We start from the raw sequence: 20,860 nt of genomic DNA on the forward strand, positions 1-20,860 counted from the left end.
AATGCCTGCTAACTTACCTACCAAAATCTGTAAGGTCTGCCGACTGTCTTTCAACTGGCGGAAAAAGTGGAAAAAAAACTGGGACGAAGTGAAATATTGCAGTGAAAAATGTCGGAAAAACAAAAAATCAACATCCTCTGGTTCACCAAAAATTTAAGAATCAGAGACAACGAATCACTTCTGAAAATTCAGCAGGAGAATCTCCCGTTTCTTGTGGTGTATGTCTTTGACAGTGACTTTTACCAGGAGAATCAATTCGGATTCAGAAAAATCGGAAAATTCCGGAGTCAATTTTTACTCGAAACTGTTTTGGATCTGGAAAAAAATCTAAATGAGATTGGAGTTTCATTTGTCAAAAAGTTTGGAAAAACCGCTGAAATATTTAAGGAAATATCTGAACATATTGATATTGAAACCATTTTCTGCCAGGAAGAATGGACGAGAGACGAAATTTATGTGCAACAAAAGATTGAAAAAGTTTTGCCGAAAACCGTTTGGACTAAATCTTACTCCCAACAATTACTGCAAACTGATTTTGTCTACAGTCAGATAGAAAAAATTCCGATTCAGTTTACCACTTTCCGACAGAAAGTTGAGAAGAATCTTACAGTTCGTGAAGAATTCAGTTTAGGTCAAATCAAAAACCATTTTAATTTTGAAATTAAAATCGAAAGCGATGACATCAATTTAAAAATTTTAGGTTTTGAAGATTTTGAAATTCATCCATCATCAGCCTTTCCATTTTCCGGTGGTGAGACAGTAGCTTTGAAACGGCTAAATGCTTACTTCTCTGAAACTAAAAATCTAAGCACTTATAAAGAAACCCGCAACGGAATGACAGGTTTGGATTACAGCAGTAAGTTTTCTGCGTGGCTCGCCAACGGAAGTTTGTCGCCCGTTTCAGTTTATCACGAAATCAAAAAATATGAAGCAGAATTCGGAAGCAACGAATCAACATACTGGCTTGTTTTTGAACTGTTATGGCGTGAATTTTTCAAATATGTTTCGAGGGAACACCAGGATAAAATTTTTCAGTTAAAAGGAATTTTAGGCAAAGAATATCCGTTTAAAAATGATGAAAATGTAATTCAGGACTGGATTCAGGGAAAAACAAACTCAGATTTCATCAATGCGAATATGCTTGAAATCAAACAAACAGGCTGGATGAGTAACCGCGGCCGACAAAATGTAGCATCCTATTTCTGTAAAATACTTAATCAGGACTGGCGGATTGGAGCGCGTTACTTTGAAGAAGTGCTCATAGATTACGATGCTCACAGCAATTATGGCAACTGGATGTACCTCGCCGGCATTGGAAATGACCCGAGAAGCCGGACTTTCAATGCCGAAAAGCAGGCAGAGCAATATGATAACAACCACCAATTCAGAAATTTATGGCTACAGTAAAAACTTCCGTTGCCCAGTTGATTTTTCCGCATCAGCTTTTAAAGGATACTGATCATTTAGACCATAAACAGCCTGTTTATCTGGTTGAAGAATTTCTGTTTTTTAAACAGTATAAATTTCATAAGCAGAAAATTGCGTTTCATCGCGCAAGTATGAAGTTCTACGAACAGTTTTTACTGAAGGCTGGTTTCAAGGTAAATTATATAGAAGCCAATGACCAATTATCGGATGTCCGGAAATTAATCAAACACTTAGAAAAGGAAAAGTTTACAGATATTTTCATAGTTGATGTCTGCGATAACTGGCTGGAAAAAAGAATTAACAACACAAAATTAAATATAAAAATTGCTGACAATCCGATTTTCATCAATACAAAAGAAGATCTGAAGGAGTATTTTGATGGCAAAGAATTTTATCATCAGACTGATTTCTACAAACAGCAGAGAATTTTCCAAAATATCCTGATGAAAGCAGGAAAACCATTGGGCGGAAAATGGACTTTTGATACCGAAAACCGCAAAAAATATCCTAAAAATAAAAAAGCGCCTTCCGTTTCATTTCTAGACAACTCAGCGTTTTACGAAGAAGCAAAAACATACACTGAAAAATATTTTGGTAAAAATTATGGAAATCTCACTTCGTATCAGCTTTATCCAACCACTTTTGAGGATGCTGAGAAATGGCTCGATCAGTTTTTAGAACTGCGTTTTGCAGAATTTGGAGTGTATGAAGACAGCATTGTGGAACGTGAACATTTCCTGCACCACAGCATACTCTCCCCTCTCATCAACGTCGGACTGCTAACGCCATATTTTGTTTTGGAACAGGCAATACAATATGCAGAAGATTTTGATGTTCCTATCAATTCTCTGGAAGGATTTGTCCGCCAGATTTTAGGTTGGCGTGAGTTCGTGAGAGGAATTTATTTGTATCAGGGAACTTATCAGAGAAATAAAAATTACTGGAAACATAAAAATCCGCTTCCGGAATCATTTTACACCGGAAAAACCGGAATTAGACCCATTGACAGCACGATTTTAAAAGTTTTAGAAACAGGATATGCCCATCACATTGAAAGACTGATGATTTTTGCCAACTTCATGAATCTGATGAAACTCAACCCTAATGATGTTTATCAATGGTTTATGGAAATGTTCATCGATTCGTATGATTGGGTGATGGTACCTAATGTTTATGGGATGAGCAGTTTTTCTGATGGCGGTAAAATGAGCACAAAACCTTACATCAGCGGGAGCAATTATGTAAAAAAAATGAGCGATTATTCTGACGGTGACTGGACTGAAAAATGGGATGCTCTTTTCTGGAATTTTGTGAATGACAACCGTGCATTTTTCGAAAAAAATCCGAGGTTGGGAATGATGATCCGGACTTTTGATAAGATGACGGATGAGAAAAAGAAAGCGCACCTGAAACTGGCTAAACAAACTATAAAAAACCTTTAACAATGATAAAACAATTTAATGCAGAACAAACCGACCGCATCATCGAAATGGCTTGGGAAGACCGCACTCCTTTTGAAGCTATTGAATTTCAGTTTGGGACCAGCGAGGCGGAGGTGATTGAAATCATGCGGAGCGAACTGAAACTCTCAAGTTTTAAACTGTGGCGAAAAAGGGTAAATTCCGGTGTGAGCCAGAAACATTTAAAGAAGAGAAATCCGGAAATTTACCGTTTCAAATGCAGCAGACAGCGAACCATAAGTCATAATAAAATTTCTAAGCGATAATAAGATTCCACGAATGCACGAATAATAAATTTTGATTTTTAATTCGCACATTCGTGGCCAACAAACAATACTATTTGAAGTTTATTTTAAATCTTTAAAAACATTAAAATATGAAAAACATCGTCATCATCGGTTGCGGGCAGGGAATTGGGTTTGCTGCTGCAAAAATACTGTCAGAGAATCATCATGTGATCGGTATTTCGAGAAGCAAAAATTCAGAAGTTCAAAATCTGAATATTGATTTTCACCAAATGGATATTCTTTTGGGAAATCTGGATGAAATCACCTTTCCAGAGGTCATCGATGGCTTGGTTTATGCACCGGGAAGTATCAATTTGAAACCCTTCAACAGACTTTCCCTCGACGATTTTAAAAATGATTTTGAAATTAATGTTTTGGGAGCGGTAAAAACGATTCAGAAATTATTGCCCAATCTGAAAAAATCTGAAAGTGCTTCTGTCGTATTATACAGTTCGGTAGCTTCAAAGCTGGGAATGCCTTTCCACGCTTCGATTTCGGCCAGTAAAAGTGCGGTGGAAGGTTTAACGAAAAGCCTTGCCGGAGAACTTTCTGCACAAAAAATAAGAGTAAACTGTATAGCACCTTCTCTCACGGATACGAACTTAGCATCTCAGCTTCTTTCGACACCAGAAAAAAGGGAAGCTTCAGGCAAAAGACATCCTCTGCAAAGAGTTGGAACTGCCGATGAAATGGCAAATATGACGGAGTTCCTATTGTCTGGCAATGCCTCATGGATTACAGGACAAATCATCGGGATCGACGGTGGCATGGGAAGCGTGAAGCTTTAATTCAAAAAACTAATTTTTATCTTTGTATTTTAAAGTTATGAAAACTGATTTTATCATAGATTTGCTTCATCATGTAAAAGAGTTTGAAAATTCTTCTGCCTGCAAACCCAACTGCAGCGTGGAAGATTTCAGGATGTGGATGAATGAAAAGAAATATACCGAGGAAAGCCCGACCAAGCTTTTTAAAAACGAAAATCATCAGGTTTCATTTACAGAAAATGAGATTTGTAAACAGGTCCTATTGCTTGGGCGTTATTCTAAACTGTTAATCCGAAAAGGTTTAAGTGATTTTCCCGAATTAGCCAACGAAGAATTTACGTATTTATACCGTCTTAAAGATGAACCTTTTTTAAGCAAAATTCAGCTTATCGAAAAAAACGGTCACGAAAAACAGACGGGAACTCAAATCATCAAAAGACTTCTTGAAGCAGGACTTGTAGAGGAGAAAAATGATGAAAGCGATAAGCGAAGCAAACGCTTAAATCTTACAGAACTTGGCGAAAAAAAGTTTCATGAGTCTGTAAAAAAAGTAAATCAAGCTTCACTCATACTTTCAGGAAGTTTAACTGATGATGAAAAAAAAGAATTTCTTTCACTCCTGAAAAAACTTAATGAGTTTCATGCATCGGTTTATGCAAATCATAAAAGTTATTCGAATTAAAAATAGAAAAATACTTGATTCGCTTCTGAACGGTTAGTTAATAAAGTCATTTGTTTTGTCATTTGTACACATAGGGCGCGAGTAGAGAAAGATTACTACAAGTTCGTAATGCACATTGTTTTTCGAAATGTTCAGAAGAAACGTCTTTTTGCTATTGTAAGCCGTCAATAAATATCGTTAAGTCTACTGTTTTATTTCATCTGCATTACCTGTTTGAGACAACGGCAGGTTATTATGATCACTATTGAATGATATTTCTCCCAGATAAATTTTTAATTCACTACAATGTCATATATTTGCAGGAGATAACTTTTTTTGTATAAATAATATGTTATCTCTAAAAACTAAAACTTAAAAACTAATTAACATGAAAAACAACAGAAAAACCTGCGTTATTCTTAACACGGTAAATTACTCCAACAATTCAGGAATTATAACCAAATAATTATCTCTATACTTTCAAGAGATATCGTGTTCTCAAAATTTTGTACTAATTCTGCAAATATATTACTTAGCATCGCTTGTTACTAAAAAGCAGTCTAAGTAATCTAGCGATATAGATTACGGTTACAATATAAAATCTACAAAAAAGTTAGGTTAATTATTTTTATACAAGTGAGTTTGATCAATCCAAAAATTATTTTTACTGACATTTATATAAACGAAGCGGAACCGAAAAGCTTACGAGTAGGGAAATTTTATAAATTAAATATGAGAAAATTTTTTTTATTTTTTGTTTTTATCAGCTTAAATTCCTTTGCCCAGTGTTGGCAAAGCCTTGCAATAGGAAGCCAGCACTCAATCGCTATTAAAACGGATGGATCACTGTGGACATGGGGAATCAATAATTCCGGACAATTGGGTACCGGATCAAATATGACCAAAAGTTCCCCCACTCGTATAGGATCATCCACGGATTGGAAAATTGTTAGTGCTGGTTATAATCAGTCTTTTGCTATCAAAACGAACGGAACATTATGGGCTTGGGGAGGTAATAGCTACGGACAATTGGGTGATGGTTCTACATCTTTTAGAAACATCCCTACACAAATAGGTACTGCTACAAATTGGAGTACCATTAGCGCTGGAGATGATTTTACAATTGGTTTGAAAACCGATGGCACACTTTGGACATGGGGACGCAATGATTCAAGACAGTTAGGAGACGGCACAAATATTTCAAAAAATATTCCGACTCAAATTGGCACTGATACAAATTGGAAAGCAGTCGATGTGGGAAATAAATATTCGTTAGCAATCAAGACAGATGGAACACTTTGGGCATGGGGCTCTAACACATTCGGACAAATTGGTGATGGGACTACCGTAGTAAAAATGATTCCGACACAAGTTGGAAACGACACAAATTGGAAAACAGCAATTGCATCTGATAATCATTCTATGGGAATAAGGACAGACGGAACATTATGGACATGGGGATACAATACCTATGGGCAATTGGGAGATGGTACTACAATTAAAAAAAACATTCCTGTTCAAATAGGAACAGCAAGCGACTGGCTTAATGCAGCTTCGAAAAATGCTGCTACTTATGCAACAAAAACTGATGGAACCCTTTGGTCTTGGGGATACAATTATTACGGACAGTTGGGAAATGGTAGCAGCGGTCAGACAAATGGTGGTACATCACCTTCACAGGTTGGTTTTTCTTCGGACAATTTAAATATTTATGCAGGTGAAAATTATGCTCTTGTCGAAACTATTGACGGTAATTTAAAATCTTGTGGACAAAATAACTACGGGCAGCTTGGTGATGGCACTACTATTAGTAAGAACACTTTTATATCAATTTTCTGCCCCGAAGTCTGTATTGCCCCTACTCAGCTTGCCACTTCTAATATTACCGCAGTTTCAGCTACGATTTACTGGACCGCTGCAAGCCAGAACCCTTCTAAAGGTTATCGATACCTCTACAGCACTAATCCTACGATGGGTGGAAATAGTGGAGCTACCATTTCCAACACAGTAAATTTGACAAATTTGCTACCGAACACTACCTATTATTGGTGGGTTGCTCCTGATTGCGGATTCAGCCAGGTAGTCTGGTTGTCTGGAGGTTCATTTACTACACTTTCTTCAACCGAAGCAAGCTGCTGGCAAAGTGCCAGTGCAGGGGCTTATTATTCGTTAGGACTAAAAAATGATGGCACATTATGGGCGTGGGGAGACAATTATGATGGCTCGTTGGGAGACGGTACATTCGTTGACAGATACACGCCCACAAAAATAGGAAATTCAGCCAATTGGACAAAAATATGCGCCGGGCTAACTCATGCTGCGGGAATAAAAACAGATGGAACATTATGGACATGGGGGTATAACTATGACGGACAACTTGGCGATGGTACAACAATTAAAAGGAATACTCCGGCACAAATAGGTTCCGACACAGACTGGATTAAAATAGCGGGAGGTGATGCGCACACTGTTGCGATAAAAATAGACGGAACACTTTGGGCTTGGGGTGATAATGCTAAAGGCCAGTTAGGAGATGGTACAAACGTGAACAAAAGCGTTCCCATACAAATAGGAACTGCAACAGACTGGAAAAGTGTAGCATCCAAAGGTAATCACACGCTAGCCATTAAAACTGATGGAACATTGTGGGGTTGGGGTGATAATACTTATGGGCAGCTTGGCAATAGTACGTTAACAGCAAGCAATGTACCTCTTCAACTGGGCACAGCTACAAATTGGTTAGCTGCTGAAGGAGCAAGATCAAGCTCAATCGGAATTAAGACAGACGGAACACTCTGGACATGGGGTGATAACCGTTGGGGACAATTGGGAGATGGAACCCTAATTTCAAAGATTGTTCCTACACAGGTAGGAACAGAAACAGACTGGCAAAATTTCAGTATTGGTTTCAACAGCTCCACGATTGCTATAAAAACAGATGGAACGCTTTGGACTTGGGGATATAACGTATTGGGTCAGTTGGGAGATGGGACGCAAATACATCGTTCTATACCCACTTTGATGTCTGCGTCTACCGATTGGCAAACTGTTGCGGCAGGAGCTCAGAACACACTCGCAATAAATTCGAGTGGACTTCTAGCAATTTCTGGGGATAATGGTCATGGTCAAATAGGTGACGGTACGATTATTCAAAAGAAAATTTTCACTCCTGTAAAATGTTCTGCAAACACAATGGTTAACAACAAAATTTCATCAAACAAGATTCCAGCAGTCGATAATCCATCAGTAAAAGATTTTCGACTAAAAGTTTATCCAAATCCTGTTTGCAACGAATTAAGGATATCGTCTGAGAGAAAAATTTCATCGGTAAATGTTTATAATATGGCAGGATATCAAGTTTTGAGTAAAATCGTAAATGATAATAATACAACACTGGATTTTTCAACTTTGCTACCAGGCGTCTATCAACTTAAGATTAACGATGGTGAAGCTGTAAAAATGGTGAGAGTTGTAAAACGCTAAAATTTGTGTATAAATGTGTAATAACGAATTAATTTCTAAATAAAATTAATCATTATATAAACCTTTTATTAGAACAGCATCACATATATAATTATGTGATGCTGTTTTTGTATAATTAAAATTATCTCAGTCTTACAACTTCATTAATTTATTAGAGATTGAGATAATTCGATAAACTATCAGTGACAATCTTAATTTAGCATTTAAAAATATACTGAAATTGACCAAGCATCAAAAAATAATTGACTGATGATCTTTATCCTCAGTACATCTGGATTGTCTTTTTCAGAGTTTTTCGTCTTTTCAAGATACTCCTGCTGCCACACTAAGCGGAACATCAATGGTATTCATTACTATAAATTAAAGAGTCGAAAGATTTAGCTAAATTTATCGACAAGGTCATCTGCTTATTTAGTAGAGATATTATCATCTTCATACTAAAGACTCAATTACTTTTTCTGGTTCTTATAAAATGATTATACTTGAATAGTTCCCTGGCTTGATCATCCCAGCTTTTCCTGGGCAGAAGTTGTAGAGTTACAAAAATGTCAGTGTTTTTATTATAAGAGTCCATGCGTTCCAATCTTCCGCTATAATCATTTTCGATATGCTTATAAAAAGAGTACGGTAAAATAGTATCGGTTGGATACACATAAAATCGAGTGTAGTTCCAGGGAGAGTTTATCTCAAATCGCTTATATTTTTTATTGAATAATACTGTATCAGACAAATTCTTTCTGTTTCTATAGTTGAGAACATGCTCTTTTGAAAATACTGCACCCTCTTTTTTGTCCCAAATCGATAATGGTTTATGTTTCTGAGAAACTTCTGAAAATATTGTGTTATTCTCTGACGGATCCAGTTGAAAATACAATGAATCTTTTATGTAGTAAACTTTTTTGGTGATTTCCGGAAATCTAGTATTCGGAACCAATTCTATTAACTGATTTTGGGAGTAGTTCATTTTCGACAAATGAAAGCTTTCCATTTGATCCAAGCCTTGGGAAGCATCAAAATAAACATTGGAAATGATATCAATACCTCCGCTTTCAGAAACGATTTCCTTACGACAAGAACTAAATGTAAAAAAGAATGCATATAATAGAAATATTAACTTTATTTTCATTTTAAGTTGTTTATAAAAAAGCGGCAAATCTAATAGACCTACCGCCTCCGATGGTATTATGGTAAGCAAAATATTTATCTTTTGATACTTTGTTCTCTAACATTGTCTCCATAGTGATTGTTGTTTTGTTCTAAGCCGCCTACAGGTTTGTTGGTATTAAGCCTGTTCATATCGTTGTCATAAAGTTTAAGATTTCGATTTTGCGGATCCAGAACTGCTTTTCCCTCTACAACCCGATCATTCTCTTTAAATTTTACTTTTAATATATTTCCTTTTTCTAAGGATTTTATAGCGCTTTCTTTCCACTCAGGTTGGTCAAAAACGAGATTAGATTTTTCGACTATTCTAGCTGTATCCACACCATATTTTTTATAGAAATTCTGAAAGTAATAATTTCCTTTTTCGGTTTTTGGTTCGTTGAAATTAAATTGAACAAATGCTGGTTCTACTTGTTGGCTCTTTGGATTGAGAAATTCTATTTTTACACTACGTCCCTCCAATAAATTAATTGCTTCTTTCGCAGTAAAGGTGTTATCCTTATTGACGGGAAAATTATGCGAGATCTCCTCATTTTTGTCATTGGTCATCTTCGCATGGTAAGAATTGAGAAAAATTCCTCCACGATCTGTTTTATTGAATTTTAATACAAAATCAACCTTATTTTCGGGCAGGGTTTTATCGGAAGTGGTCTTAATTTCAAACTCTTGCTTTTTTGAATTGATACCTATTTCCAAATTTTTGTGTAGTTTTTTATCTTCTCCAAATCCAAGATATTTCAGTTGGTCTTTTAGGTATTTAACCTGATCAAATTCTTTTTTTGTGTCCATAATGTTTGGGTTTTGATTGTTATATTTTATATTATTAACTGTTATAATTTTATTAGCTGGTAAACTATCTTCATGTATAAAAGTTTTGAAAATTTCACCATTTGCTAATTCTTTATTTAAGCTTATATAATTGAGTAAATCATTTTTTTCATCCTCAGAAAGCTTTGGAGACAGATTATTTTCAGCAGCTTTTACTTTTAAGTCCAATTCAGCATAGGTTTTAAATTCATTCAAACTTTTAGGTTGTTCAAAAAAATCTTTCATATTTGTCCAGCGATTGTGTAAAGTCGGGAGCTTATATTCCTGTGTTTGTAGATCATAGTTATAGTAATAATTACCATTCGGGCTTTTTAGGGAACCACTCCCATCATCATAATCGTACCAACACCAACCTTTTGGAAGGCCTAATGCAGAAACATGGTTTTCTTTCAAATATTCTTCTGGAAAAAATTCATGAATTCTGTCATTAACAGAAAAATCACAGCCCTCAATATCTTTACTTTCACGATATTTATAGATTTGCATAAATCTTTTCTCCTGATTCGAAAATTTTCTTTCTGAATCTTTAAAAAATAATTCAGGAGTATTATATCTGATTTCATTTTCAAAATCCTTGTATGCTTTGGTTTTTGGAGTAATCACTCTGTCAAACCATGATAATTTATTCTCCATTATTTTAAGTTTTTTTTTTTTGGAGGTGGGAACTATCTTCTGAATCCTCTCCTAATCTCCATATCCTCGGATTCTCCTTCTTGCTTCTCCCTGTTTCTGTTAGCATCTTCATACATATCCCTATCATTTACATTCAATTGAATTTGCGAATCAACTCCTTCTGTAAGTTGGTTTTCTCTTGCAGCAATGTTACTTAAAGTAGAAATCTCTCTGGAAACAATATTCATATCATTTACAATTTCTTTTGCTATTTCAGGATACTGATCGATTTTATCTTGTAAATAACTTTTAAGTTTTAGAAGTTCGTTTTTATATCGGCTGAGTTCGTCAGGATCTTTTTTATCTGCAATGATTGCGGTAAGCTCATTTGCATTTTTAATAAAATCGAACTCTACTGTTTTTCCTGTTTCATTATCGTATACAAAACCTTTTTTTTCAAGTGAAGTCAATTTATTCGCAAGCTCTTTAATATCTGAATACTGAATTTTTTCCTTGCTGTTGTCCAGAATTTGAGATAGGTTTCGATCCCGTTCAAGAAAGATAATCTTCAGTTGAGTATTATCTTCTGTGAGTTGAAAAGTTGCCCTGTTTTTATCGTTGTCAGCAACTATGGTATATCCCTGAAGAAATTTCTGAATGTCATCTTCGCTCAGTTTTCTGGAAAACGTATGGTCATCGTTAATAATTCCAAAATTTTTAAGTTGCTCAGTCGGTAAATTGTGGTTTTGCATAATATTTTTAAGTTTAATAGTGGCGGTATAAAGATCTTCCAGTTTCATAATAGTTGGCAATTAGATTATTGGTTTTAATTAGATCGTTCAGAAATCGGATTGGATTGATGAATTTTCCATTTTCTGTCACTGAAAAATGAAGATGCGGACCTGTCGAATTTCCGGAATTCCCACTTTTTGCGACAATATATCCGACTTTTACAAATTCTCCCTCTTTGTAATAGATCTCTGAAAGGTGTAAATATGAGGTTACAAATGAATCCGAATGTCTGATTTTAAGATAATTCCCTCCTCCTGCGGAATCCCAACCCGATGCAATGACAGTCCCGTCTAAAACAGCATAGACATTTTCATAGTTAGCTTTTAAATCTGTTCCATTATGCATCCTTGTAGCTCCGAAAATAGGATGAACTCTCCGCCCAAAAGGAGACGTGACCATTAACCTATTGTTGAGCGGCATACTTATTCTTGATGTATACTTCTCCTCACTAATGAAATCAAAATCTTTAACAGGTTTTCTTTTACTCTTATCATCCTCTGTTGATATTTTCTTCGTATTGTTTTGAAAAATTGAGTCTATACTGATTTTTGAATTAGCCTTAATTTCCGCAGTTTTTGATAGGTCATATCGAAGAATCAACGACTTTAAAGAATCAATCTCTTTTTTAAGATCGTTTTTATTGGGAGCATTGAAAAGTTTATTAATAATTAATAGTGTCTTTTTTTCTTTCTTAAATGCTGACTCATCTTGAAAACTTTTTTGTTCATTAAAAACTTCGTTGGAAGTAATTTTTTTAGGCGTGAGTGTATTAAACTGCGCGAAAAACAACGAGTAGCTTCCTAAGATCAGAACTGTTATTATATATTTTACTTTCGTTTCCATCGTATTATTCTTTGTGATGTTCGTTTACGATGAGCTCAACCTCTCTGTTTATTTTTCTAAAGTTGGTCATCAGCACTTCTTCTTTACGATTGATACCCTTCTTATCAATGAATGAATAATAATCAGGCATTTGCACATAGTTTTGTTCTTCTTGATTGATAGCCTTCATATCTAAATTGATTCTCCCTTTAATCGCAGAAGTTTTGTATTCTTTAGAATTGTTTTCCTCGCCTTGGGCAATCATCCCAACCATTTCACCTGTTTTAAGGGCTGCAATTTTTCCTGCAGGAATCATAAAGTCCATTTTTTCATTGATGCTTGTTGATGTTCCTTGCTGAGAAATAGATTGAGAGTAAGATTTCTGTTTAATTTTTCCGAACAATTTTTCAAGCCATTCCAATGTGTTCTTATCTCTTACAGAACCAGAAAGGACATTTCCTACAATAGCTGAAATAGTATCGGCAACTTCTTTCTTGTAAAACTGTCGAAGTTGTGGAATTTCCTGAAGCCCCAGTAATACAGCTACCTTATTGCTTCTAGCAGTTGCTATTATATTGTCAATTTTATGTATGTAGATTGTTGGGAATTCATCGCCAACAACTCCACCAGGTAAATTATGTTTGGAATTGATCAAGCGTAAAGTTCTGTTCAATATTGAAGAATACAAAGCTGAATTAATATCCTGTGTACTTGGATCGGAAGCCAAAATCAGAATCGAAGGATTTTTTCTATCTGTAATTTTCAGTTCCACTTCATCTCCTGAGAAAACCCAGAAGCTTTCTTTAGTTGCCAATCGCGATAAAAATATTTTTAAAGTACCAATTTGTCCTTCCAATTGATCAAAAGCCTTATTATCATATGCTGTTTTGAAGGGAGAAAGCAAAGAAAGAATCTCTTCATTGGTAAAAAGTGTATCAAAGATTTCTTTATAGCTGCGGTTCATAAAGGATAAAATATGTGGCAGGTCTGAATATTTACCATTTTCCAGTGTGGCAAAAAAGTAGATACAAGATGAAAGAAAGTTGATTGCCGACTGGGTAAAGAAAGCTTCGGAACCACCTCCGGAACTTGCACCTCCTTTTTGTAATGAAGAAACCATTGATTCTGCCATTTCCTGAGCTTCCGCCAAGGTTTGAATATACTTTTTATGAAACGGATTTACTCTTCTTGATTTTTCTGCTTCATTCAGATTGATAATATGAAAACTGTAGTTGTAATCTGATTCTTTACTTTTTTTCAATAAGTAGTGGTAATAGGCAATCTGTGCCAGATCAGGAAACTTGAAATCGTAAATACAAAGACAAAAACCTTTGGCAATCATCTGTCGAATGGAAGGATTAATAACCCCAAACGATTTTCCAGAACCAGGTACTCCGATTACAATAGTTCCTCTAAAAGGATCTATATTGATATAGCCTTTGTAGGTTTTATTATTGTATCTGAAAACATACGGGATATTAATTGAAGTATTCGTGTTTACAAGTTCTTTGTTTTGATCAAAAGACTCTTCTTCAACATTCCATCGGTCTTTTCCCATTTTCTGCTGCATCAGTTTCGAAATGCTGTCTGCTCCCATCTGAAGAATAACTGCTCCTAAAAAAGAAAGAACTGCATAAATGATTTGATACAAATTAAGTCCGGGGAAAATATTGGGCAGTTCTCCATTTCCTGCTTCATTCTGCCAGATCAAGGATGAGAAAATCATAAATAACCCTAACACCATTGGAATTCCAATCTTCGTATAGATATTGAGATCTTTTTTCTTCTTAGCTTTTGTTCCAACGGCAACCAGTCCTATCAGAATCACCGTGGCAAATTTTGCATTGATGGGAGGATAAATGAAACTCATCTTTGAGAAGTTCTTTAATAAGTTGGAAACTACAGGGACGTTAGCATTCAGATAAAACAGCGAAGCACAATCCAATACAACCACAGCATAGACCACCTTTTGCAGAAATCCATAGATTTTGATTTGATGTTGTTGCTCTTGCATTTTGTTATTTTTTTATTTAAAAATGGAGGTCGAACCTCGACTAGAATGTATCAGCTTTTAGAATGTCAGAATAGTTCACTTTCATTTCAATAGTTCTGCCCGATAGTTGTTCCTCAATTAATCTTATCATCATCACTTTGGAATTAGGGTAAGTGAACTTTTTGAAGACGTAAATGTTTCTGAAATTTTTCTTGAAATGTTTTTGAGGATTAAGCTGAAAAAGCGGAGTCATCTCGATGCTTTGGTTATTCGTAGCCTTATGGATTTTTTTATCCTCTATGGAAAATTTTAACGCCTCTATATCATAGCTTAGATTAGAATTGTTTTTAAAGGTCATATCAAGGAAAATGTAATCGCTGATGACATAGACATTGTTGAGCTGGAAGCTGAGTTTAAGATTTTTCTCTTCTCTGATTGGATTATTTTCAGATTTCTTCTGAATGATTCCCATTGCAAATCTTCTAAGTTCAAGGTTAGAGAAGACCATTTTATCGAACTCAATAGGCTGCATCGCTTCAGGCTGAATGTGAATATTGGTAATTGTATTCAAATTTTCAGAATGTCTGTAAACCGCTTTATACTGTGCAATATAAGATTGCCCTACAACGGTAATAATTCCAACTTGATCTCCATTAAAAAAGATGGAGGTCTTTTTCTTTTTATCTTCTTCAGATGTTTGACTATCTGCAATTTTGATTCTTGCAATATTGGTCGTTGGTAAATCCCCTGTTAGTTTTTCAGTTGATAAATCGACGTATTGGATAGGTTCAGGAGAAATAATATGCAGGTTGACCCCTTCTGCTATTTCTATTTCTGGCAGATCAGAAATAATTTGTTCTTTGGTTGCTGTTTGAGCTTTGAGAGTCGCTGTAAACAGTAAAAGTGTATATAAAAATGATTTCATTGCTTTTAAGGTTTTGGTTGGTTTTGTGAGTCTTTCAATTGTTTTTCATCGATTAGAAATACATAGGAATTGTATTTCAATTTTGCTTTATTGGTTTTGATCAGATTAGCAATCGATTTGGAGGTGGATGTAAATAATTTGGAGCCGATAGTGGTAAAAAATCCTTCTCCTCCCATATCCATCTGAGTTCCCTGAACCGAATTGCTTCCCATTTCACGAATCATATCTCTGAATATACTTTGGGGAACATACAAGCCTTTCATCCCATCAACATCATAAATTGAAAGGTTGATTGGAAAAATCTCTCCTTTCGCAAATACTGAGATGATTTTCAAATCAACTCTCTGCATTGTAAATCCTGAAATCTGACCATACAAAATGGAACCTTTACTGATTTTCCTATTTCCAACAAAAATGTCTTCCAACAATCGAAATCTGATTCTGCTCCCTAAAAATCCTTTGTTGTTTTCATCGATGACGGCTTTGATAAAACTGTTTTCCTTGTCTTTATAAATTGCATTGAAGTCATTATTGATACCTGACTTGCTGACATTGAAAGTAGAATTAAGGAACTCGTCCATCTTTTCTTTATTGGCTTTTAGCTTTTGTTCAGCCGCCAGCTTGGTTTGATATTCTGGATCTCTAGCTTTCTCTAAAGAATCCATCACCAGCATTTGCTGCTTCAGATATTTTACAGGATCCTGCTGTGCATTTTGTTCCTTTGTTTTAGGCTTTTCAGTCTGAATATTATCTTCTGCTTTTCCGTAGGATTTGTCATTTAGCATTTTAATAATCTCAGTCGATCTTTTATAGTCCTGATCTTCTTTACCTTGTTTAGCGTTATAATAGGATGATGGATTTCCGTTTGCCTGATATTGATTCTGCCTTGAATTGACAGCTTTTAAAGAATCAATTCTTCTTTTTTGAGCTAATGACAATTGTTCGTCATAGCTTTGCAGACTATCTTGTTCCTTGTCCAATCCACCAAGCATTGTTCTGTTATCATCCTTTTTAAAGAATGCATCATAAGCATCATTCTTGGTCATAATGGAATCCTGCGATTCACCAAGTGACAGAGAAAGCTCTTTCGGTTTATCTGCAGGTTTATCTTCTTCCATAAACTGAACCCCAACATATGCAAACAACAAAACGAAAGGCAGAGCAAGGAGAGGCAGAACATATTTCTTTTCTTTAAAGTTAATTTTCTTAATGTCCATTTTTTAAGTGTTGGTATTGGTTAAACAGATATTCTATTCTCAGGCTGTCCTCTTTCCGTAATTTTTGCTGATCTCTTTTATCTTTAAGTGATTGTAGTTCATTCACTATTTTTTTCATCTCCTTATCATTATTTTTCAAAATATTTTGAGCCACCGAACTTTTGGAATAAAGCACAGGGGGCTTGATTTTAAATGTCATATCAGAAGGAAATAAGATTCCTTGCATAATAGAAATGATGAAGGAAACTGATAGGAAAGCCATCGAATACATAAAAAATCTCTTCGGATTTTTGACTGCCCAGCCTAACCATTTCTGTCCGTTTTTTTTAACAAAAGCATTCATTTTAGTAAGAGTTTTTATTTTGATTAGACAGTTCTTCGTTATTGATGATTCGCCAGTTTTTGAGAAGAACACCGTGCGGATTGTTTGGGCTTCTTATGATGTCATCAAAGAAACCTTCAGTAAATAATTTACGCGTAATGACAGAAGATTTTCTTGTAATCATCTGCTTTCCGAAATACTGGAATTTCTTGTTTTCCATATTCAGAGAAATGGAATCGGTGTGAATACTGACCATAGAACTTGAAGCAACAATCTGATTGTAAAATCCCTTTTCTCTTAGGTTGGTGTACTCCTTTTTTCCACTATCATCAATGAGGTATAATGATTTTTGAATGTTTTCTTTGATGTAGGAATCATCAGGAGCCAAAGTGAAAAATAGTCGGTGGAATAATTCGATCTGTGCTTTATATTCCACAGGTCGATTCAAAAGCACATCGGTCTGTTTGGCAAGAATCGGAACACCGTTATCCAAAATGTAGATTGACTTTCTGGAATCCTGAATCATTCTGTAAGCAAAGAAGAAACCTGCAATGATGATGAAGACAGCAAATGCAATAGCTCCCAATGAGACCACTTTGTTGATCTTAATTCTCTGTTCTATGTTTTTAATAAGCATTTTCAATTATTTTTTTCAGATTACTTTCCATTTTTCATAGCATCATTAACTCTTCCGGATGCAGAACCTGCAGCAGCGGCCTTTGTTGTCGCAGCAACTGCTGAAGCACCTCCCGTTTTCGCAGCCAAAACCGCTGTTTTTGCACTACTCGCCATTTTACCTGCTGCACTTTTCATTTTGGTCATCGCTCCTGCTCCGCCCGCAGTTACAATCGTATCAGCAATGGTTGGCGTCATCAGAACTCCAACGCCTGTGACGATATAAGCTACACAGGTAAAGAGTTGGTTGTAGATCATTCCGGAATTTGAAACATAGACCATCAAAGCATCCAAATTGGTAATGGTTCCGTTGGTTAAAAGAGTATCATATCTTTCGATTTCCATTGTGTAACCTGAAGCAATCAGCTGTTGTCCGATATTGATAATGGTGTAGGCAACAAAAGTGTAAAGATTGATGTTGATGAATTTTGAAACCCAACTGTATAAAGAATTTTCAAATCCAGGTATCAATGCCATCCCAATAGCAATAGGACCAAGAATGATTAATATATATGCCCAGATCTTTTGGATAAAGAAGATGAGATAAACACAAATTCTGAGAATGGATAAACATATAAACTCAATGATTTCTGCAACTAATTTCTGTAGCTGGAATTCCATCCTGATCTGCCATTCTTTGATAGGCTGTAATAATTTGTCAATCCCATCACTGATATCAAACCAAGAATCGTCTGTATCTTTACTTGTATTATTGATAACTTCCTGCTTGGCATCTTCTTCAGCATTGAGCTTGATGACTGCATCCAATAATTGCTGCTGTTTCTTGAACCTTTCAATTCTGAGGTCATTTACCTCAGATTCAATATCACTAAAGATGGCTATTCCCGGTTCCGCAATGGCCTCAAAAGGAGCTTGAATCAGATTAACAAATCCAGTCCAGTAAATCAGTGTGAATCCAATAAGAATGGGTTTTAACATTGGTACAATTTCCCATTCACGATCTCCGGCTGCCATTTGCCATCCCATATATCCGAGATACATTAATGCTCCCAATCCGCCTATGGCTCTTCCAACCAATGCTGAACCTTCCGCACTGTCCTGCACACTATTATCAAGTTTAGTAAAGACTTCCATAAACCATTTTTCAAAAGCGCCATCACCTTTTAAAAACTGTAAAAGATTACTGTAATCACTATCGGTCTGGGCAAAGCCCATTACCGGCAAACCTATTGCTAAAAGGCAAAGAAAGTATGTCAATTTTCTATTCATCTTAGTATCTGTGTTTGTATTGCTGCATCACATTTTGAACAATCTGTTTATCTGAAGCAGGTATCCATTGTGTTGGTAAAGCTGTAGGTAAATGACTATTCAGTATATTTTTATAATCCAGTAGCAAAGTCGTTTTGTTATTATGCTTTCTTAATTCCTGAACAAATTTTCTCCATTTGATAAGCGTTTCGTGATACATTACAAACCGTTTTCCCCTCGGCATATCCATAGAGCGGGACATCGAATATTTATCTTTGATCAGATCCAATTCCTCCTGCAGTCTTTTTAATGTTCCTGTCGAATTGAGTGTCTCATAGGTCTGTTGGTCTTTCAGTCGCCATTCAATAAAATTCTGCGGTGTATCAGGAAACTCTGTAATAGGTTTCAACATTCGTTTGTAATATAAAAGCCAGAGAGGATCGGCATCGACAGTTGCTGAAGTCCAATGGGCGAGATCTTGCACGCTTCTCTTATAAATGGTATCCGAAGCGGCTTTGATTTTCTTAGCTTCCTCCTCCTGAAATTTCAACTGAGCGAATCGTAGATTCTGTTCTCCGGTTGGTTTAAGTGGTCTTATATCGTCACCGTCTTTATAATCTCGGTTAATTTTAGGAGCCCACATTCCCCAAACCGTTGCGTAAGCAAAATTGGTTTGAATACCAAGAAAATATTTAGGATAAGGTCGCCAGTCGCCCCAGCTTTCAAAGGTCATCCTCTTATGCTGTGCAACAATAGAAGGGTCATTCAATCTCTTTACACTGACTTGCCCAAAAACATTTGCTACAACAAAAAGTAAGAGGAAAAGTTTTATTTTTTTTGATAGATTTTCCATAAGTCTAATTGAATAGGTGTTTGTATTTTTGAATGATATCACCGACAATGGCTTTGTCGATATTGAGATAGTTTCTGAGTACAGGGACTTGGAACAGGTACGGGAATTTTTTGGTGTTCTCCAATCGTAAAATGATATAAAGAATGTTTCCATTAATATTTCTTACCCTGGTAAATACTTTCTCAATCAGCATTTCTCTGTCCATTGCATCCATCAGGAAATCTTTATCTTCGTTCAAGACATCTTGGGTAACTTCCTGTTGGAGTTTAATAACCTGAATGCCTATTTCTGAATAGTATTTAGAGACCAGAGCTGCATATTCAGGATGCTGCGCAGACAGATCCAGCATCTTGTTGGAATTGGTCACAATCTTTCCTAAATACTGATAGAGATAGATTAATTTTTTGCTTTGTGTAAGCGCTGAATTGACATTTTTAAGCTGCTGATAGATGTATTCCTGAATTGCAATAACTTGGGTGGTTTTATTGTTGATATCATCGTATAGCTCCTTTTGTTTTTCGTAGGAATCCAAAAAAGCCTGCTCACTTGCCAGTCGAACACCGTGATTAAGCGTGATTTGTGATAGTAGTTTATCATTGATGACAATCTGTTGGCTCTTTACAAAAATGCTGGAGAGCGCAATGATTCCAAAGGTTAATATTTTCTCCATCTTAGAAGGATTTGATATTGTTCATGATACTTTCTACAACCTGTTTATCTCTGTTGACATAATACTGGAATGCTCTTTTGTTTCGTAAAACCTTTGCCTTGATATCTTTTATTTTTAAAAGCATATGCGTAGAATTTCTGCTGATTGCTTTGACTTCACCCAATGCGTAATCCAGCAAAATTTTTCGTTCTGATTTTTCCATCTGATTGATAGCTCCATAAGAAAGGATGATTCCTGTGATTAATCGAGTGACCATTTGGAGGTCATCCACAAACTGTAGTTGCGATGGCAGAATGGTTACGATTGAATATGGAGCAGTGCTAATCTCATTAATAATTGCTGTCTGATTATCCGTTATCTTCGTTATCTCTCTGCTCATAGCGATTCCTGTGGGTATTGCCTGAATGGCAAATGATACAATGCGTAACCTGTCCTGTACTTTGGTTATTTTATCTTTATAATCTTTCCATTGTGATTGATTGACAGTTTCCACCGTAGCATTTACAGTTTGCTTCTGCCTCATTTCTTTCTGTCGGTCGTGCTCTTTCATTGCGGCATTGATCTCTAAATCCATCATCGGAAAGGATACATTTTCCTGCTGCCACGCAGGTGTAGAACTCCCACCTGAAGAAGTCATCACGATATAAATTGGAATAATTAGAATCAGAAAAATCTTTTTCATTTTTTGACTT

General features: G+C 35.7%; 20 protein-coding genes. 7 read left to right on the plus strand and 13 right to left on the minus strand.

Annotated features, from left to right (window positions below; translation table 11 throughout):
• Position 1 precedes the first annotated feature (1 nt).
• The 7 genes from BM371_RS05215 (at position 2) to BM371_RS05245 (ending at position 8,086) form a co-directional block, all read left to right on the plus strand.
• The gene (locus tag BM371_RS05215; protein ID WP_074958540.1) at positions 2-157 is read left to right on the plus strand and encodes a DUF2256 domain-containing protein; all 156 of its coding nucleotides are present in this window, start codon (positions 2-4) and stop codon (positions 155-157) included.
• Positions 109-1,407, plus strand: coding sequence for a DASH family cryptochrome (locus BM371_RS05220; protein WP_034676563.1), 1,299 nt, complete (start codon positions 109-111; stop codon positions 1,405-1,407). Before BM371_RS05215 ends, BM371_RS05220 begins: the two co-directional genes overlap by 49 nt.
• Positions 1,395-2,870, plus strand: coding sequence for a cryptochrome/photolyase family protein (locus tag BM371_RS05225; protein ID WP_034676566.1), 1,476 nt, complete (start codon positions 1,395-1,397; stop codon positions 2,868-2,870). Before BM371_RS05220 ends, BM371_RS05225 begins: the two co-directional genes overlap by 13 nt.
• Before the next feature lie 2 nt (positions 2,871-2,872).
• Entirely contained in the window at positions 2,873-3,154 is a 282-nt protein-coding gene (locus tag BM371_RS05230; RefSeq protein WP_034676568.1) for a TIGR03643 family protein, read from the plus strand.
• A 110-nt stretch (positions 3,155-3,264) separates the two neighbouring features.
• A complete protein-coding gene (locus tag BM371_RS05235; RefSeq protein ID WP_034676569.1) occupies positions 3,265-3,963 on the plus strand; it encodes an SDR family NAD(P)-dependent oxidoreductase in 699 nt (232 codons plus the stop codon).
• Between the two features lie 37 nt (positions 3,964-4,000).
• Positions 4,001-4,624, plus strand: a complete 624-nt coding sequence (locus tag BM371_RS05240; protein ID WP_034676571.1) for a MarR family winged helix-turn-helix transcriptional regulator — start codon at positions 4,001-4,003, stop codon at positions 4,622-4,624.
• A 711-nt stretch (positions 4,625-5,335) separates the two neighbouring features.
• Positions 5,336-8,086, plus strand: coding sequence for an RCC1 domain-containing protein (locus tag BM371_RS05245; RefSeq protein WP_131430936.1), 2,751 nt, complete (start codon positions 5,336-5,338; stop codon positions 8,084-8,086).
• Positions 8,087-8,531: 445 nt separating this feature from the next.
• Here the strand turns inward: BM371_RS05245 and BM371_RS05250 are convergent, their stop codons facing one another.
• The 13 genes from BM371_RS05250 to BM371_RS05310 all read right to left on the minus strand — a co-directional run bounded on the left by BM371_RS05250 (position 8,532) and on the right by BM371_RS05310 (position 20,850).
• The gene (locus BM371_RS05250) at positions 8,532-9,212 is read right to left on the minus strand and encodes a hypothetical protein (protein ID WP_034676575.1); all 681 of its coding nucleotides are present in this window, start codon (positions 9,210-9,212) and stop codon (positions 8,532-8,534) included.
• Between the two features lie 74 nt (positions 9,213-9,286).
• Positions 9,287-10,564, minus strand: coding sequence for a hypothetical protein (locus tag BM371_RS05255; protein WP_228376742.1), 1,278 nt, complete (start codon positions 10,562-10,564; stop codon positions 9,287-9,289).
• A gap of 179 nt (positions 10,565-10,743) precedes the next feature.
• On the minus strand, positions 10,744-11,490 hold the full coding sequence (locus tag BM371_RS05260) for a hypothetical protein (RefSeq protein WP_081874549.1): 747 nt from the start codon (positions 11,488-11,490) through the stop codon (positions 10,744-10,746).
• A complete protein-coding gene (locus tag BM371_RS05265) occupies positions 11,456-12,325 on the minus strand; it encodes a M23 family metallopeptidase (protein WP_034676577.1) in 870 nt (289 codons plus the stop codon). Before BM371_RS05265 ends, BM371_RS05260 begins: the two co-directional genes overlap by 35 nt.
• A 4-nt stretch (positions 12,326-12,329) precedes the next feature.
• Positions 12,330-14,318, minus strand: a complete 1,989-nt coding sequence (locus BM371_RS05270) for a type IV secretion system DNA-binding domain-containing protein (protein ID WP_034676579.1) — start codon at positions 14,316-14,318, stop codon at positions 12,330-12,332.
• Positions 14,319-14,358: 40 nt separating this feature from the next.
• Entirely contained in the window at positions 14,359-15,222 is an 864-nt protein-coding gene (traN, locus tag BM371_RS05275; RefSeq protein WP_034676581.1) for a conjugative transposon protein TraN, read from the minus strand.
• Positions 15,223-15,227: 5 nt separating this feature from the next.
• Positions 15,228-16,439, minus strand: a complete 1,212-nt coding sequence (traM, locus tag BM371_RS05280; protein ID WP_051882784.1) for a conjugative transposon protein TraM — start codon at positions 16,437-16,439, stop codon at positions 15,228-15,230.
• Positions 16,429-16,782, minus strand: coding sequence for a hypothetical protein (locus BM371_RS05285; protein ID WP_034676583.1), 354 nt, complete (start codon positions 16,780-16,782; stop codon positions 16,429-16,431). The genes traM and BM371_RS05285 overlap by 11 nt, the downstream gene beginning before the upstream one ends.
• A gap of 1 nt (position 16,783) precedes the next feature.
• The gene (traK, locus tag BM371_RS05290) at positions 16,784-17,398 is read right to left on the minus strand and encodes a conjugative transposon protein TraK (RefSeq protein ID WP_034676585.1); all 615 of its coding nucleotides are present in this window, start codon (positions 17,396-17,398) and stop codon (positions 16,784-16,786) included.
• A gap of 20 nt (positions 17,399-17,418) precedes the next feature.
• Entirely contained in the window at positions 17,419-18,666 is a 1,248-nt protein-coding gene (locus tag BM371_RS05295; RefSeq protein WP_034676587.1) for a type IV secretion system protein, read from the minus strand.
• 1 nt (position 18,667) lies between these two features.
• On the minus strand, positions 18,668-19,498 hold the full coding sequence (locus BM371_RS05300; RefSeq protein ID WP_034676589.1) for a hypothetical protein: 831 nt from the start codon (positions 19,496-19,498) through the stop codon (positions 18,668-18,670).
• A gap of 4 nt (positions 19,499-19,502) precedes the next feature.
• Entirely contained in the window at positions 19,503-20,168 is a 666-nt protein-coding gene (locus BM371_RS20490) for a hypothetical protein (RefSeq protein WP_034676591.1), read from the minus strand.
• A 1-nt stretch (position 20,169) separates the two neighbouring features.
• A complete protein-coding gene (locus BM371_RS05310; RefSeq protein ID WP_034676593.1) occupies positions 20,170-20,850 on the minus strand; it encodes a hypothetical protein in 681 nt (226 codons plus the stop codon).
• Positions 20,851-20,860: the final 10 nt, after the last annotated feature.

The sequence above is a fragment of the Chryseobacterium formosense genome (assembly GCF_900116415.1).
In the GTDB taxonomy this organism is placed as follows: Bacteria; Bacteroidota; Bacteroidia; order Flavobacteriales; family Weeksellaceae; genus Chryseobacterium; species Chryseobacterium formosense.